At 40.5% G+C, this 17,114-nt stretch carries 17 protein-coding genes; 3 read left to right on the forward strand and 14 right to left on the reverse strand.

Annotated elements, in window-relative coordinates:
• Positions 1-3: 3 nt before the first annotated feature.
• The gene (locus OQX62_RS23750; RefSeq protein WP_265834159.1) at positions 4-888 is read left to right on the forward strand and encodes an exopolyphosphatase; all 885 of its coding nucleotides are present in this window, start codon (positions 4-6) and stop codon (positions 886-888) included.
• Here OQX62_RS23750 and OQX62_RS23755 read toward each other — a convergent pair.
• From OQX62_RS23755 to OQX62_RS23820, 14 genes are all read right to left on the reverse strand, one after another.
• The gene (locus OQX62_RS23755; RefSeq protein WP_265834160.1) at positions 854-1,438 is read right to left on the reverse strand and encodes a 4'-phosphopantetheinyl transferase superfamily protein; all 585 of its coding nucleotides are present in this window, start codon (positions 1,436-1,438) and stop codon (positions 854-856) included. The two genes, OQX62_RS23750 and OQX62_RS23755, sit on opposite strands and share 35 nt — an antisense overlap.
• Positions 1,428-1,688 (reverse strand): acyl carrier protein, encoded by a 261-nt coding sequence (locus OQX62_RS23760; protein WP_265834161.1) that lies wholly within the window; start codon positions 1,686-1,688, stop codon positions 1,428-1,430. Before OQX62_RS23760 ends, OQX62_RS23755 begins: the two co-directional genes overlap by 11 nt.
• Positions 1,681-2,958 carry a beta-ketoacyl-[acyl-carrier-protein] synthase family protein gene (locus OQX62_RS23765; RefSeq protein ID WP_265834162.1) on the reverse strand — a complete coding sequence of 426 codons (1,278 nt, stop codon included), beginning with the start codon at positions 2,956-2,958 and terminating at the stop codon, positions 1,681-1,683. Before OQX62_RS23765 ends, OQX62_RS23760 begins: the two co-directional genes overlap by 8 nt.
• Positions 2,951-3,397, reverse strand: a complete 447-nt coding sequence (locus OQX62_RS23770; protein ID WP_265834163.1) for a 3-hydroxyacyl-ACP dehydratase FabZ family protein — start codon at positions 3,395-3,397, stop codon at positions 2,951-2,953. Before OQX62_RS23770 ends, OQX62_RS23765 begins: the two co-directional genes overlap by 8 nt.
• A 28-nt stretch (positions 3,398-3,425) precedes the next feature.
• A complete protein-coding gene (locus tag OQX62_RS23775) occupies positions 3,426-4,478 on the reverse strand; it encodes a type III polyketide synthase (protein WP_265834164.1) in 1,053 nt (350 codons plus the stop codon).
• Positions 4,475-5,188 (reverse strand): methyltransferase domain-containing protein, encoded by a 714-nt coding sequence (locus tag OQX62_RS23780; protein WP_265834165.1) that lies wholly within the window; start codon positions 5,186-5,188, stop codon positions 4,475-4,477. The genes OQX62_RS23775 and OQX62_RS23780 overlap by 4 nt, the downstream gene beginning before the upstream one ends.
• Positions 5,189-6,322 carry an NAD(P)/FAD-dependent oxidoreductase gene (locus tag OQX62_RS23785; RefSeq protein ID WP_265834166.1) on the reverse strand — a complete coding sequence of 378 codons (1,134 nt, stop codon included), beginning with the start codon at positions 6,320-6,322 and terminating at the stop codon, positions 5,189-5,191.
• Between the two features lie 362 nt (positions 6,323-6,684).
• Positions 6,685-7,410, reverse strand: coding sequence for a 6-phosphogluconolactonase (pgl, locus tag OQX62_RS23790; RefSeq protein WP_265834167.1), 726 nt, complete (start codon positions 7,408-7,410; stop codon positions 6,685-6,687).
• Positions 7,410-8,924, reverse strand: a complete 1,515-nt coding sequence (gene zwf, locus OQX62_RS23795) for a glucose-6-phosphate dehydrogenase (protein ID WP_265834168.1) — start codon at positions 8,922-8,924, stop codon at positions 7,410-7,412. The genes pgl and zwf overlap by 1 nt, the downstream gene beginning before the upstream one ends.
• Before the next feature lie 95 nt (positions 8,925-9,019).
• Positions 9,020-10,435 carry an NADP-dependent phosphogluconate dehydrogenase gene (gndA, locus tag OQX62_RS23800; protein WP_265834169.1) on the reverse strand — a complete coding sequence of 472 codons (1,416 nt, stop codon included), beginning with the start codon at positions 10,433-10,435 and terminating at the stop codon, positions 9,020-9,022.
• A 1-nt stretch (position 10,436) separates the two neighbouring features.
• Positions 10,437-11,201, reverse strand: coding sequence for an ROK family protein (locus OQX62_RS23805; RefSeq protein WP_265834170.1), 765 nt, complete (start codon positions 11,199-11,201; stop codon positions 10,437-10,439).
• A 200-nt stretch (positions 11,202-11,401) separates the two neighbouring features.
• Positions 11,402-12,031: a YiiX/YebB-like N1pC/P60 family cysteine hydrolase gene (locus OQX62_RS23810; protein WP_265834171.1), complete on the reverse strand. Its 630-nt coding sequence runs from the start codon at positions 12,029-12,031 to the stop codon at positions 11,402-11,404.
• 9 nt (positions 12,032-12,040) lie between these two features.
• A complete protein-coding gene (locus OQX62_RS23815) occupies positions 12,041-12,772 on the reverse strand; it encodes a hypothetical protein (RefSeq protein ID WP_265834172.1) in 732 nt (243 codons plus the stop codon).
• An 87-nt stretch (positions 12,773-12,859) separates the two neighbouring features.
• Entirely contained in the window at positions 12,860-15,226 is a 2,367-nt protein-coding gene (locus tag OQX62_RS23820) for a M1 family metallopeptidase (protein ID WP_265834173.1), read from the reverse strand.
• A 66-nt stretch (positions 15,227-15,292) separates the two neighbouring features.
• On the opposite strand from OQX62_RS23820, the gene OQX62_RS23825 reads away from it, so the two are divergent.
• Complete coding sequence (locus OQX62_RS23825) at positions 15,293-15,826, forward strand: DUF6702 family protein (protein WP_265834174.1); 534 nt, start codon at positions 15,293-15,295, stop codon at positions 15,824-15,826.
• 93 nt (positions 15,827-15,919) lie between these two features.
• Positions 15,920-17,095, forward strand: coding sequence for a mannonate dehydratase (gene uxuA / locus OQX62_RS23830; RefSeq protein WP_265834175.1), 1,176 nt, complete (start codon positions 15,920-15,922; stop codon positions 17,093-17,095).
• The last annotated feature ends 19 nt before the right edge of the window (positions 17,096-17,114 follow it).

The raw sequence follows: 17,114 nt of genomic DNA on the forward strand, positions 1-17,114 counted from the left end.
ATTATGCTCAGATATGCTGCAATTGATGTTGGCTCGAATGCTGTTAGACTGCTTATTGCAGATATAACCCAAACTGAAAATGGGTTTGATTTTAAAAAGAACACATTGGTCAGGGTTCCTTTGAGATTAGGCGACGATGCTTTTCTGGATCAGCATATCTCTGTACGAAAGATTGATGACCTGTTAAAAACGATGGTCGCTTTCAAAAATCTGATGGAAGTATACCAGGTTTCCTCTTATCTTGCCTGTGCTACCTCCGCGATGAGGGAAGCTAAAAACGGAACGGAAGTTATTGCACTGATAAAGGAGCGCGCCAACCTTAACCTGGAAATTATCGAAGGGCAGCGGGAAGCTAATATTATTTACGCTAACCATATTGAAGACAATCTAGACATCAATAAAAATTACCTGTACATAGATGTTGGTGGAGGAAGTACTGAACTTTCTGTGTTTGTCAATAAAGTACCTGTAGCCTCTAAATCTTTTAATATAGGTACCATTCGTATTCTGGATAATCAGGATAAAGAGGAAACCTGGGAAGAAATGAAATTATGGGTGAAAGAACAAACGAAATACCATAAGAACATTGCCGGCATTGGTACTGGCGGAAATATCAATAAGTTGTATCGAATGGCCAATGAGAAAGAGGGTCAACCTTTAACCTTCCTGAAGTTAAAGTCAATGTATAACCAGTTAAACAGTCATTCTCTGAAAGAGCGTATTCAGGTATTTAATTTAAATCCAGACCGTGCGGATGTTATTATTCCTGCCTGTGAGATCTATATTACATTGATGAAATGGACCGGGATTAAACAAATTTTTGTGCCGAGAGTGGGGATGGTTGATGGCATTATTAATCTGCTGATAGAAGAGAATCTGAATAAATAACTGCAAGATAGTTACCATGATGGCTAAGGGAACAAGCGTAACCGCGACCCGTTAGCTGATGAATTACAGCCGGCTTGCCGGCTTTATTTTTTTCAAGTCTCAAACCTGGATTTAATGCATTGAACTGTTCAATATAAGGGATGGAAGCATTTAGTTGATTTGTCTGTAAATCACTGAAATCTTGCTCGTTTAAACAGCATATGGTATGTATCATTTGATCGTTGATCAAAGATCGGGTCTGGAAAGTGTATTTTTTATACTGTACTTCTCCGCTGGCCCGTAGCTCACCCTCCTCATTTTGATCGTTGATCGTAATTTGCCGGCAAAGCAGTTGAGATGGGGCATATAAGCGCGCACCACTGATGCTGTTTTCAACTTTATAGGCAGCTTCTTTCATGGTCCACATCAACCAAAGCATTGAAGACGGATTTTGTGCCTCCATGATCAACTGCTGTTCTGATGCGGTGCAGATCTTATCCAGGTAACGAGGACGTCTCCAGTTGCTCTCTAAACGTGCTTTTTCGAGGTCGACAATATCGTTACCTATCAATTGCTGCTAATTTAGTTTCAATGATTTCCATAGCTGCTTTTACATTCAGCATTTTCGCCATAGCGTCATTTTCGATCTCAATGTTGAATTCATCTTCTATATCCAGCACAACATCAACAAGATTGGCTGAATTGATTTTCAGGTCTTTGATAAAATCGGTATTTTCATCAATGCTGGCCAGTGCTTCTTTATCTTCAGCATAAGCTGTTACGATCACTTTTAGTTTTGCTATTAAATCTACTTTATCCATTTTGATATTTTTTTAAAATTATACATGCATTTACATCTCCAAAGCCAAAACTTGCTTTTGCAACAACATTTACTTCCTGATGCAGGCAAGCAAGGGGAACACATTCAGGAGCTATACGTTGCGCAATCTCCGGATGAAGGTCATCGCAGTTGATATTCGGAAAGATGAAATCTTCGCTGATTTCCAGTACTGCTGCCACAGATTCAATACTGCCTGCTGCACTGATACAATGACCAATCATGCCCTTAATCGAATTGACATAGGGGAAATCTTCACCGCGCCTGTTGAGGGCGGCCGACCAGTTTTCTATCTCCAACGCATCTTTACTGGTTGCGGTGAGGTGTGCACTGATCAGGTCTACGTCCTCAGGATCTATTCCTGCCTGTCTGATCGCAGTGCTGATACACCTTTGAACGGCTTCACTATTTGGTGCTGTCATTGTACCTGAGCCGCGCTGACCACCGGAATTCATATTCCCGCCCAATACTTCGGCGTATATTTTTGCACCTCTCTGTAAAGCACTTTCCAGAGATTCCAGCACCAGTGCACCTGCGCCGCTTCCCGGGACAAACCCGCTGGCTGTGGCACTCATGGGTCTTGATCCCTGTTCAGGTGAGTCGTTATGTTTAAATGTACATACTTTCATCGCATCAAAGCCTCCCCAGATGTAAGGGCCACTGTCGCTCGTACTTCCAGCTAACATTATAGTTGCTGCGCCGCTTTTAATACGTTCAAAGGCCATTAAAATACTTTCTGTACCTGTTGCGCAGGCCGAAGAGTTTGTAGTGACCTGATTACCCATTCCCAGCTTGCCCGCCAGCCAGGCACTTATACCACTCGCCATAGTTTGTGCAACAACTGTGCTCCCTAGTCTGCGTACCTGAAGGTCATCAATTTTGTATATCGAGGACCTGAACTTGTCTAATCCGGATGTGCCGGTGCCAAATATGGTTCCGCAATCCCAATCAGGATAAGCTGAAGGTGATGACTCCAAACCCGCATCTTTCCATGCATCCATACCTGCGATTACGCCATATACTATACCTGTACTTTCCAGATTTTTGATTTCCAGTTCAGTAAAATAGCCTCTCAGCAATTCTTCTGTAATCTGCGGCTTTCCCGCTATCTGGCAGGAAAAAAGAAGCCGTTGTAACTCCGGATCATGTTTGATTCCAGATACGCCGTTTAAGAGCGCGTATCTGAAATCCTGTAGTCCCGTACCATTTGGTGCAACTACTCCTAATCCGGTGATTACAACACGTTTAGTCATGCATTCTTGCCGTTACCATGCCTGAGATATTACCTTTGCAGACGATATCGCCGGCTTCATTCTTCATCACCACATTGCAGTTCAGTTTTTTGAATCTGAAATATACTTTTTCTGCTGTTACAGTTACCTTCTCGCCTGGAAATACAGGCTTTAGAAAATCCATTGCAGTGGAGGTGAGCATCACATGTGCTTTCATTTCTGCATTCACACTTTCAGACAGGTAAATACCCAAACATACCAAACCAATCTGAGCCATGGTTTCTGTTAAAATTACGCCTGGAGTAACCGGCGCATCTTTGAAGTGTCCTTTGTAAAAATCCAGGTCTTTATCAAAAGTATAAGTTCCGGTTGATCCGTTTTCGTCAATCTGCAACAGCTCGTCCACAAATAAAAAGGGCTTGCTGTAAGGTAATTTTGCTAGTATTTCTTGTGTTTCCATATATATTATTCAAAGTAAGCACAAAAACTTACCATTGCAATAAAATTCTTTGTGCAGAAAATCCGGGACCAAAGCTTAACATCAAACCTCTTTCTCCGGGGAGAGGGGAACTGGCTAAATACTGCTCCAGCACATATAGTACTGTGGCGCTAGACATATTTCCATATTGCCTTAGCACGGCCTTAGTTTCATTGATGTTTTTCCCCATTCCGCCAAACAGCGATTCCACCACCTCTATAATCTTTTTACCACCCGGATGAAAAATAAGATGGTCTATATCATTGATAGAAAAACCACTTTTTGCAAGAAAGGGGTGAATAATTGCCGGAAAATGTTCCGCAATTCTTTCGGGAACCGCTACGTCGAGCACCATTTGCAAGCCTGTATTGGTGAGTTGAAATCCCATCATGTCTTCTGCATCATAAAAATGGTACATTTCTTCACTGATAATTTCGGGTCCGCTATCCTCCTCATGCGAAGAAAGTAATACACAAGCAGCACCATCTCCAAAGATCGCGGCACTCACGATATTTGCCATAGAATAATCATGCAGTTGGAAGGTCGCTGTGGGTGATTCTACGGCCACTACGGCCGCGCGTTTGCCGGGATTAGACTTTAAAAAATTCTTCGCATAGATCATTCCGGATATGCCCGCTGCACATCCCATTTCTGTAACAGGCAGGCGTATAATATCCTGGCGCATTTTTAGTTTATTGATGAGATAGGCATCCAGTGAAGGTATCATTATACCTGTACAGCTCACGGTGATAATATAATCCAGATCTTCGCTTTTCCAGCTCGCTTTTTGCAGTGCGCTTTCCAGGCATTCACTACCTAGCTTGATACCCTCCCTGATATAGATGTTATTTCGCTCTTCGAAGCTGAGATCACTGAATACCTCTTCGGGCGACATGATGGAATATCTTTTGTCTACCGCGGCATTCTCAAATATCTTTTTTACCTTCCTGATGAAACGATCTTCCTGACCATGCAGCCATACATCCAGGAAGGGCATAATTTCTGCTGTTTTTCTCGAATAGCCCGGCAGTGCTTTGCTTACTGTTTTAATTCTTACGCTCATGATGTTTTAACTATCCATTGATAACGGAATGCCCATTTCCATTTGATGATATATCGGGTAATATTTAATTGTTCTGAAAGACGGATCAGATCAGCTTTTTTGAATCCGCGCAAAATAGAGGTGAGCCCGTCTTCGCGCGACATGTCATTGAGTCTGAATACAAAACACAATGCTTCGAAAAGATAATAAGCTATCGCGCTCCTATGCAGGTCATTGATCACATAACCTAAACTTGCGGAGTGATGAAAAGTTTGCAGCAAAGTAATAATCTCAGGGTCTTTAAAATGATGTAAGGTGAGGGTACATAATATGATGTCATAATGCTCAGCTAAATTCGGCTCTTCAAAAATATCTTTGCACTTGTAGGTGATATTCGGATAGCTGGCGGACAAATTACGCGCATGGCCTATTGTAAAACTGTTTGCATCAATTCCTGTCAATTCAAAGTTCAGCTGGTTTTTGGTTGCGAATGCTGCTAATGCCCTTAACATATCACCATTTCCGCAGCCTATATCCGCAATACGGATAATTGCCGATTTCGGTTGTCCCTCAAGCAATAGGCTCACTCCATTCAGTGTAACTTTATTTCCTCCCAGCAATTGATTGATACTGGCTATTTTATCCAGCGCATCTCGTAAAATTTCCCCTTCCATCTCAAAATTATCCATGATCTCCGGGGCTGTGCTTCTATGGGTTGTGTCTACAAACATTTATGAATTTAGGGTTAATGTTTTACCATGTGTTCTTTTGATGATGAAAGGCAGGGCAGGGGGGATAAATAAAAGTCCCTTCAATAGCAGATCTGCCAGTTGTTCTCTACTTAACAATGCAGATAAGATACTTCCCGTCTTTAAACGTGATTTAAATTCCCTGTTCCAGGCTAATGTATATAGTTTCTCTACTGTTTCCTTCTTTTTTATTTTACCGCTGAAGAACAGGATCAACAACTCAGCGCATATTTTAGCACTATGTATGGCGATGGCCATTCCATTACCGCAAAGCGGATGGATAAGTCCTGCACTATCTCCAATCATGAGCATATGATCTGATACGGCTTCTTTGCTACCAAATGCAAGCTGGCTGATGGTGATAGGTGAATCAAATAAAAGCTGACTACTTTCAAAAAAAGCTCTCAGATTGGGATTTTCATAAAGTACCTGCTGCTGATAAGACAATATATTTTTGTGTTTACTGAAGCTGGCGTAATCTGCCAGGTAACAGACGTTTATTTTTTGGTCCTCAACCTGCGAAATCCCGCAATATCCTCCTCTGAAATTATGCAAAGCAACCAAATCAGCTTGTATTTGCCCTCTGTAGTGTGCTTTAACTGCCAGAAACGGGGATTTTTTTTGTATAAATGGACGCTTTAATTTAATATCCAATGTGCTACGTTTGCCGTAAGCAGCAATTACCCTGATCGCAGTTATCACTGTTTCCTGTTGTGTAAAGATGACAGATTGATCATCATGCTGTTCAACACTGGTCACTGTATCATGAAGAATCCGGCCACCTTTATGTTTAAATTTTTGGTAGAGAAAATTATCCAGTGTATATCTGCTCACTCCAAATCCACCTAATGGTAATTCAGTTGTGATACTTTTCCCTGAAACAATTGATAATACGAGTTTGTCGATTTTGCTTGGTACAAGCATTTCCGGATCAGCATCCAGCCATTTTAAATAAGGTAATACCTCATTTGAGATGTATTCACCACATACTTTATGATTCGGATAGGTGTTTTTTTCAATCAGTAAGACATCAATACCTGCCTTCTGTAAATGTAACGCCGCGGTTAATCCGGCTAACCCGCCTCCAATAATCAGCACATCGGTTTTAATTTGCATAGGATATTTAAGCGGTATTTGATTAACAGCATAACAGTTCAAAAGTTTTGATAGTCCTAAACATAGTTGATTCCAAAAATTTATATAAACAACTATAAAAATGAGTGAAAAAGAAGGCGCAGCCGTAGCTGATTATTTTTATTGAACAGCATACGTAAGAGGTAATAATGTATTATAAAACAGGTAGAAATGAAGCTTGCACAACAGCACGAAAAGATTGATGTATTATTTACCTGTCTGAATAAATTCATAGCACAGAACAATCAGCAGAGAGCAGCGATTGGCTAATAGGTAGGTAATGGGTATAAACAAAACCCCGTTTCATTTTAATGAAACGGGGTTGAAACTCATAAATGAGCGTTCTAATTTTCCAGCAAATTTGCTGCTTCTGTATCCAAAAACCAGGTTAGACTACCGTCAATAGGAGCAATCAGCTGTGAAGGATATAACTGAGGATTTTTGTTTTCATCTTCAATTACATGTTTTACAGCTTCTGCTTTACCTTGTCCAAAGACCAGGAATGCAACGTTTTTAGCTTTGTTGATTAATGGAGCTGTGAAGCTGATTCTGTAAGTGGAGAGTTTGTCCACAAATACAGCATCTACTGTAACTTCCTTGTTTTTCAATATTTCCGTACCAGGGAATAATGACGCGGTATGTGCATCATCACCCATTCCAAGAAGGATGAGGTCAAAAGCGAGATCTGCACCTTCAAAGTGGCTCGAAATAGATTTTGCGTACTCGATTGCTGCCTTTTCAGGAGCTAAGGTAGTATCTACCAGGAAAATATGGTCTGCTGCAATATTTAAGGGATCAAGTATAGCTGTTTTAGCCATCAGACCATTATAGCTTTCATGATCAGGAAGAACATTGCGTTCATCACCTACAAAGAAATATACCTTAGACCAATCTAATTTATCTTTGTATGTAGTGGAAAGCATCTGGTATAATTCTTTAGGGGAATTACCGCCAGTCAATACAAAATTGAAGCAATCTTTTTCAGCAATTGCCGTTTCACCAATTTTGATGATATAATCTGCCAGGTCTTCCAGCAGCTCTTCTTTAGTCTTATAAATCAATAAATTCATTATCCTTTATCTTGTAATGGAAGTGTAAACCAGTGAAAGCCATCTCTTGCAATTAAGGCTTCCGCATCCTCAGGACCCCATGAATCCGCGGGATAATTAGGGAAGCTTAAGGAAGTTTTACTTTCCCATGCATTAATTACAGGCATTAATAATTCCCATGCACTTTCTACCTGGTCTGCGCGCATAAATTGCGTCTGATCAGCAATCATTACATCCAGAAGTAATGTTTCGTAGGCTTCTGGTGCCTGCGATGAATAAGTTCCCTTATAGTCGAACACCATATCTACTGGATTTAATACCATATCAAGTCCTGGTCTTTTGGCCTGTACTTGTAAACGGATACTCATTTCCGGCTGGATGCTGATGATCAGTCTGTTATGTTGCCAGTTTTCAGTTACCCCCGAAGGAAAAACCTGATGTGGCACGTCTTTAAATTGTATGGTGATCAAAGAAGAGGTCTGAAACAAGCGTTTTCCTGTACGTACATAGAAAGGAATACCCTGCCATCTCCAGTTGTCTACAAAGAATTTAACCGCTGCAAATGTCTCTGTATTGGACTTTGGATCAACATCTTTTTCAGATCTGTAGCCGGGAACTTCTTTTCCTTCTACCCATCCTTTAGAATATTGTCCGCGAACAGTACTCAGGCGTATGTCTTCGGGACCAAAAGGACGCATCGCTTTCAGCACGTCAACTTTCTTGTTCCTGATTTCATCTGCATCAAAATTGATTGGTGTTTCCATGCCAATTAAGCATAATAACTGAAGAATATGATTCTGCAGCATATCTCTTAATGCACCTGCACCGTCATAGTAACCACCACGATCACCTACACCCAATTGCTCTGTTACAGAGATCTGAACATGATCGATATAGGTTCTGTTCCAAAGTGGTTCAAGGAATGAGTTGGCAAAACGGAATGCCATGATATTCTGAACTGTTTCTTTACCCAGGTAATGATCAATTCTATAAATCTGTTTTTCCGTGAAGATTCCCGTTAACAGTTTATTTAATTCTTTTGCTGTTTCCAGATCGTGGCCGAAAGGTTTTTCGATTACAATACGACAGTTATCTTCGTTTCCTACCAGGTCATATTCAGCCAGACACTGTGCAATTAAAGGAAACAGATTTGGCGCTACCGCCAGGTAATAAATTACCTGGGTTTTAGGACCGAAATCTTCCCTTAATTTTTCAATATTTGTTTTCAGTACGCCGAATGTCTCCGGAGCAGAAACATCAACGGAATTGTAGTATACGTTTTTAGCAAACTCATCCCACTTCTCCTGCTTTACTTTTCCTGCTCTGGAGAAGGAGTTCACACCATCCATAATGGTGCTGCGGAATACGTCATCAGTAAGCTTCTTTCTTGCTGTACCGATAATTGCATATTCCTTCGACATAAAGCCATCAGAATATAAATTGTAAATAGCTGGCGCAAGTTTGCGCATATTTAAGTCACCAGTACCGCCAAATATGACAAATATGGTTGGGTTAAGGCATTTACTTGTTTTCATCAGATTATGATTATTATTTATCAGTTATAAAGCTACCACGATCATTTACTTATGTTTTTGTAATATGCCCGTGGCAGTTTTATCTCTTTATTATGTTAAGCTGTTTTAGGATTCCAGATGGCATGGAATGTTCCCTCAGCATCTGTACGTTCAAATCTATGTGCACCAAAGAAATCTCTTTGTGCCTGGATCAGGTTAGAAGGCATTTTCTCAGTTCTTAATGAATCGAAATAGGCAAGGGCAGAGGCAAAAGCTGGTATAGCGAGTCCGCTTTGTACAGCGTGTGCTACTACTGATCTCATCCCCGGAAGGATTTCTTTCATTTTATCCTGTATACCTGCATCCGCGTAAAGATGTTCTAAGTCCGGCTGTTTTTTATAGGCCTGATAAATATCTTCAAGGAATTCTGCCCTGATAATACAGCCACCACGCCAGATCTGTGCAATTTCATGCAGGTTTAATTCATATTCGTAGGTGATGGATGCCTGCCATAATAAATGAAGACCCTGCGCATAAGAAGTAATTACTGAAAAATATAAGGCCTGCTCTAATTCTTTAATAAACTGATCTTTATTTTCCGCAAGAGGCACATCTTGTGCATATGCTTTTGATAAAGCAACTCTGAGTGTTTTGTATTTAGACAAATCTCTCGTGCTTACTGCTTCATTGATAGTTGGAATAGGTAGCTGTAAATCCATTGATACCTGCGATGTCCATTTTCCTGTACCTTTAGATCTGGCTTCGTCCTTGATCATATCTACAAGGAAGGCATCACTGCTATCGTCTTTAACTTTAAAAATGTCTCTGGTTACTTCCAACAGGAAAGATTGAAGACGACCATTATTCCATTCTTCAAATACACTATAAATCTGTTCATTCGTATAATTCAGCGCAGTTTTCATAATGTCATAGCTTTCAGCCAGTAACTGCATCATCGCATATTCTATCCCATTGTGTACCATTTTAACGAAGTGGCCGGAAGCGCCGGGACCAATATAGGCTACACAAGGATCGCCATTTACCTTCGCTGAAACAGCCTCCAGAATTTCTTTCATCGCACCATACGCAGTTTTATCACCACCTGGCATGATACTAGGACCAAAACGTGCACCTTCCTCACCACCGGAAATTCCCATTCCAAAGAAATGAATTCCTTTGTCTGAAAGCTCGATCGCTCTTCTGCTGGTATCAGTAAAATGTGAGTTTCCACTGTCAATAATGATATCACCTTTATCCAGTAACGGTTCCAGTTCTTTAATAACACTGTCAACAATTGGTCCGGCAGGTACCAGAAGCATAATTCTTCTTGGCAGTTCAAGACTGGCAACAAAATCTTCCAAAGAGCTGTAAGCATTTAGTTTATGCTTTGCGCCATCTTCTTCCAATTTCTGAATCATATTGGGATCCTTGTCATAACCTGTAACAGCAAAGCCGTTGTCAGCCATGTTCAGCAATAAATTGCGGCCCATAGTTCCAAGGCCTATCATTCCTAATGTGTATTTACTTTCCATTTTATATATTGATTTTTGGATAGGTTGTGAAAATATGATATTTCTCTTTGGCAGCCCATAATTTTGCGCCACCTTTAATCCCATCCCTGTTAGAGACAATGTGTATATTATGATCCAGGTCAAAATCTATTTGTTTGGCATTCCCGCCTCCCAGATACAGGTCGTCATAATTAAAGACCGTTTTATAAATTTGTATAATGCGTTGTAATCTGTCGTTCCATTCTTTCTTACCTTCTTTTTCGAAAGCTTTATTCCCTATATAGGCATCATAATCCTTATTTTTTGTCACCGGAAGATGAGCAAGTTCAAGGTGGGGAAGGAGTTCGCCGTCAAAAGTAAGAGATGTACCAAAGCCTGTTCCCAGCGTAAGTACAATTTCAAATCCTTTGCCACCAATTACGCCCAAAGCCTGCTGGTCTGCATCATTAATCAGTCGTACTGGTTTCCCCAGCAGGTCACTGATCTCCTGCGCAAGCGGAAATCCTGCCCATTTATTTTTAGCCAGATTAGGAGCGGTTTCAACAATCCCCCCTTTAACATATCCGGGAAAACCGATAGCCACTTTTCCATAAGGCGCTAATGGACCCACTAATTCATGGATTTCCTTAATTACAGCCTCTGGTGTTGAATTTTTTGGAGTGGGAAGTTTGGTGTATTCAGAGAAGAGATCTCCTTGTTCTGTCAGGATGCATGCTTTAAGGCTTGTGCCACCTATATCGATTGATAAAATATTGGTGCTTTCTTCTGTTGTTTTTGTATTGGGCATATTTTATTTCTTTGTCAGGATTACTCCGGATATTCAAAGGCTCAAATTAACAAATTTTCAGCCAGATAAAGCCTCAAAATGAAGAAGAATGACCAATTATGCAATTGAATTGGCAAAAAGTCCAATTATAACCGCTGGAGGCTAATGACAGGGGTTAATTTGATATGAGCATGACTTTTAAATCAGCGTTTTCAAGCGCTTTATAGGGTGCCGGTCATGTCAATTTTGTCAGATAAAGAGATGCCTCCGGGATTACATCCGGGTTTACCTTCTGGAACTTCCATATTCAGTTGTTCAAAATAAGCCTTCCACACAGGGAAATACTCCCCGGAACCAGGTTCTTTATAAGTCATGGGATACAGCTTGAAAAACGCTTTGCCATTATTTGCATATTTGAAAGCATCATAGATCAATTCAGAACAGTAATACATTCCATTATTATATAGAAACCGGCTGTCGTATTTGACGCCCATTTGCTTCATGGCAAATGATATTGCTGCTGGTATATCTTTTTGATATGCCGATTTTAACCTGCCTGTATAATGCGGACTTTTGGAACGGGCAAGAAAGTCTTTTAAAGGACTTAAATGAACATCTTTTCCGATGGCTTCAATAATAAGCACGCTGTCATTTCTCAGATACACCATACCCATGTGATTGAATTTGTTGCCCTGATAACCTTGTGTCACTGCATTGATGGCATCACACAAAGGACCACAGGCGATGTTCTGAAAAATAAAATCGCCGCTTTTAAGCTTCACTTCTTCCTGTGCTGCGGCGCCTGTGAACATTAAGAAGGTGATAAGTAATAAATAGAGTTGTTTATACATCGTAGTAGATTAAAAAGAACCCGCTGTAATCGTATAATTCACAGGGGGTAAAAAAAAGCTTTCGTTGACGGATACTTGCTCAATATGGTCTGCTTTAATGCCCACGTTGAGTCCCTTCGTTACGGTGCCAACCGATAAGGCACAGCCAGGTACCTGTTTCAGATAACTATATTTCTGCCAGTATAAACGCGGCAATTGAGGTGCATACCAAATGGTAATCACGCTAGCCGGAGATGTGGGATTCTTAAAAATAGCCTTTTTACATACCAGGCCGGCAATGGTCATTGTCTCCTTTTTCAATTCCATAACAAAGTCATCAGAGCTGATTACCGTAACAGAATCTCCATTTAGTTGCGTATGCAGATTCGGCATCGCTGCAGGATATCTGGTAGCAGTTTTTTCTAATGTATCCAATAAAAAGCTCACAGTATCTCTTTTGTCCGCTATAGTTACTCCTCCTCCCAGACCATTTTGTTCCACTCTGATATAATTACCGTTTACATAACATACCAGTGGGGGCTGCTCATTGGAAGAGCCGGAAAGTGATTTGGCAAGTTCCATTAAAACCACTTGCTCCTGATCTTTTTCTACGGTATCAGCGTTTTCTGTCTGTTCGCCAAAATCAAGGTGAAAACTGATTTTCCAGGCAGGTATATTTTTGTCCTTCTGTTTTTGCTGTGCATTCGACAGCAATGCTGTGAAAACCAATAACAGGCAGAATGATATTTTTTTGTAATTCAAAACGTCATAATTTATTTTACAATGGTACAAAAAAAACCTGCCGGAATATTTTTAATCCGGCAGGTTTTTGTAAAAATGTGTAAAATCTTATTTCGTACCTAATGCATTTTGCATTGGGTTTGCACCTACCGACTGGCCACGGGCTGCAGTAGTTTTTTGTTTAAATAACTGGAATTTTGATTCCTGTAACTTGCCGCCCCAAACATTATTTGTTTCATCAATGTCTGCGGTTTCACGCATAGGATCTAGTTTTATAGCTGTAACTTCTTTATCCTGTACATAAAATTTCGAAGCTTTCTGCTCATCATGTCGCCAGATCTGTGCAGGAATGCGGTCGATCTTTTTTGTTCCATCAGCGAAAGTAAATTCAACTATGATTGGCATAACCAATCCTCCTTTATTGCTGAAATCAAGTTCGTAGAAAAATTTGCCAGCATATTTAGCTTGTTCTTCGGCTGACAGTGTTTCACCCGGGAAGTTTACTTCCTGTTTACGTTCTCTATCATCAACTTTTTCTAAACCACGGTCATATCTCCAGTAAAAATCCTGTGTGCCTTTATCAAGATCAGTGTAGAATTTGATGTTTTTATCCGCTTTATTTCTAACCTTAGAAATATCTTCAAAAGCATTTACTTGCGGTGCATCTAATTTAACCATTCTCACCTTTGCTGCTGGTATTTTAGTATCCATTTCTGGTTTGCCAAATTTAACTGCGTCAAGTGAAATGTCACAGGCATCAGTTCCATAGAACCAGCCTCTCCAGAACCAATCCAGGTCCTCGCCACTCGCATCTTCCATTGTTCTGAACAGATCGGCAGGTGTAGGGTGCCTGAAAGCCCATCTTCTTGCATATTCTTTGAAAGCATAATCAAAAAGCTCTCTGCCCATAATTGTTTCTCTCAATATATTAAGCCCTGTTGCAGGTTTAGAGTAGGCGTTTGGACCAAAACGGGTAATGTTTTCAGAATTGGTCATTATCGGCTCCAGTTCATTTTTTGGTAACTTCATATAATCAACGATGGTATATGCAGCACCTTTTTTAACCGGGAATTTATTATCCCAAAGTTCTTCGGTAAGGTACTCTACAAAAGAGTTCAAGCCTTCATCCATCCAGGTCCACTGACGTTCATCGCTGTTTACAATCATTGGGAAGAAATTATGTCCCACCTCGTGTATGATTACACCCAGCATTCCATTTTTAGAAGTTTCGCTGTAAGTACCATCTTTTTCTGTACGTCCATAGTTAAAGCAGATCATGGGATATTCCATTCCGTTTGCCGCCTCAACACTTTGGGCCACAGGATATGGATAAGGAATAGTGAAATCTGAATATGTTTTTATCGTATGGGCAACAGCTTTTGTAGAGTATTTATTATATAAATTGTAGGCCTCTTTACCGTAAAAGCTCATACACATTACTGATTTGCCTTCGATTTTCTGCGCCATAGCATCCCAAACAAACTTTCTTGAAGAAGTCCATGCGAAGTCACGCACATTATTTGCCTGAAAAACCCATGTTTTAGTCGCTTTACTTTTAGTGCCTTCGGCTTTTTTAGCTTCTGCTAAAGTTACAATCTCTACAGGTTCTGCTGCAGTTTTAGCTTTGTTCCATCTGGCTAGTTCAGCAGCAGATAAAACACCACTATAATTAATACATTCTCCGGTTCCGCCCACCACATGGTCTGCAGGAACTGTCATTTGAACTTTGAAATTACCGAATGTCAATGCAAATTCACCTCGACCAGTGAACTGGTGGTTCTGCCATCCCTGGAAATCGCTGTAAACACATAACCTCGGATACCATTGGGCCATAGTGAAGAGATAGTTACCGTCTTCAGGGAAGAATTCGTAACCACCACGACCGCCACCGGCAATTCTATCTGTAATTTTATATTTCCAGTTTACATTAAAGATGAACTGCTCACCAGATTTAAGCGGAGTAGGGATTTCTACACGCATCATTGTTTTGTTGATGGTATATTTTAATTCTCTACCAGCTGCATCAGTGATTTTTAGGATTTTAACACCGTTTTCATTGTCAACATCGCTCACTACAGCGTTGTCCAATGTTTTTGTCGTCGTAATTTCAGGTAATTGCGTACTACTCTGATAATTCGCATTAGTTATATTATTGTGCTCATTTTCATCCAGCTGTAACCAGATATAGGTTAGCACGTCTGGAGAATTGTTGAAATAGGTCACTTTCTCAGCACCTGTTAAATTCAATTGCTGCTCGTCAAGGCTACATTTAATATCGTAGTCGGCACGCTGCTGCCAGTATTTTACACCTGGTGCTCCGCTTGCAGTTCGCTGCTCGTTAGGAGTAGATAGGATAGTGCCCAATTGCTCAAATTTATTTCCATGGTTGCTACCCGGATTATTCTGAATATTTTGAGCGAATGATACCTGAAAAGAGGAACCTAGCAGAAAAAGGGCTGTTAAAGTTTTATTCATTTGTTTTTTATGTTGAAAGTCTAAATTTAAACCGTTTTTTTGTATAGAAAAAATTAAATCAGTACTATGTTATCTTTTATTCCTCAATCACTATTAATTTGTTACGTTTTTTTCGGTTTATATCCCTCCGAAATCAATTTATATTCAGCTAAATCGTCCAGACACCCTTTACATCTGACGTCAACGGAGTTAAATTACAATACAAAAGAGAACACCATAGAAATTAGCTGCAGGATTTTTACAGATGACTTTGAAGACGGTCTTGCGAGAAAATTTAAAGTGAAGACCGATCTTTCTGCTGCCTCAAAACACAAAGAGATGGATGCGCTGGTGCAGAAATATATGGCAGAACGCATTCAGTTTGCCGCTAATGGAAAACTCCTGACGGTAAACTATCTGGGTTTCGAGAATGATAAAGAAGCTGTTGTGGTCTATATGGAATCTGTACCGGTAAAAGGTCTGCGAAAGCTGGAAACAACCTGCACTGTTTTATACGATCTTTTCGATGATCAGACAAATATTTTTCATGTCATGGCCAATGGAAACAGAAAAAGCGCTAAACTGACTTATCCCGATAAAAAACTGGCATCTGTTTTCTAAGCCGGAAGAAATATGTACTTTCAGCCTTCTTATTAAATAAATCAAATATATTCAGGTGTTATTGCAAATAACGCGGAAAAATGTACGGATTATATGTATAAATTAGCACAAACCATGCGTTGGTATGGACCTGGCGACCCGGTCAGTTTATCAGATATTCTTCAGGCAGGCTGTAGTGGAGTCGTTTCTGCACTTCACCATATCCCTAATGGAAAAGTATGGACAATTGAAGAAATTGAGACACATCAGGTACTGATCCGGAATGCTGGATTAGAGTGGACTGTAGTGGAAAGTCTGCCGGTTCATGAGGGGATAAAAGTAAAGCACGACAATTATCAGGAGTATATAGAAAACTATAAAATCTCATTGGCCAATCTTGCCGCATGCGGTATTCAGATAGTGACTTATAACTTTATGCCTATTCTGGACTGGACAAGGACTCATCTGGATTACAAATTGCCAAACGGAGCCGAAGCATTATTGTTTGATAAGGCGGCTCTGGTTGCATTTGACGTTTTCATCTTAAACAGGATCGGAGCTGAAGCAGATTATACTGCAGCAGAACTCGAACGCGGAGAAGATTACTTTAAAGCGATGTCTACAGCAGAAAGGCTGAAATTAGAGCGTAATATTATTGCCGGTCTTCCGGGTAGTGAGGAGAGCTTCGGATTAAATGAGTTTCTTGGCGCTTTGCATACTTATGCAGCGATTGACGAAGAAGTTTTATTTACCAATCTGACTGATTTTTTAAGGGAAGTTATCCCTGTTGCGGAAAGTTACGGAATCAAAATGGTCATTCATCCCGACGATCCGCCTTATGCAATTTTTGGGCTGCCAAGAATCGTGAGTACGGCTGTGCAGCTTAAGCGAATTTTTGATGCAGTTCCTTCTTTATCAAACGGATTATGTTATTGCACAGGATCTCTAGGCGTGAGAGCCGATAACGACCTGCTCACGATTCTGGAAAAGTTTAAGGAGCGCGTGAATTTCGTGCACCTTCGCAGCACAAGGCGTAATGAATTCGGGGATTTCTTTGAAGATAATCATCTGGAAGGGGATGTAGATATGTTCGCTGTAATGAAGAAATTAGTTGAAATTCAGCAGGACAGGGCACTCAGTATTCCTATGCGCCCGGATCATGGGCACAGGATGCTGGACGATTTGCATAAGAAAGTTAATCCCGGGTATTCAGGCATAGGGCGTTTAAAAGGTCTTGCTGAATTACGCGGACTGGAACAAGCTTTAGTTAGAATTCATCAGGATGGTTAAATGCTACCAATCGGAGCGG

This window comes from Pedobacter sp. MR2016-24, from assembly GCF_026239655.1.
In the GTDB taxonomy this organism is placed as follows: domain Bacteria; phylum Bacteroidota; class Bacteroidia; order Sphingobacteriales; family Sphingobacteriaceae; genus Pedobacter.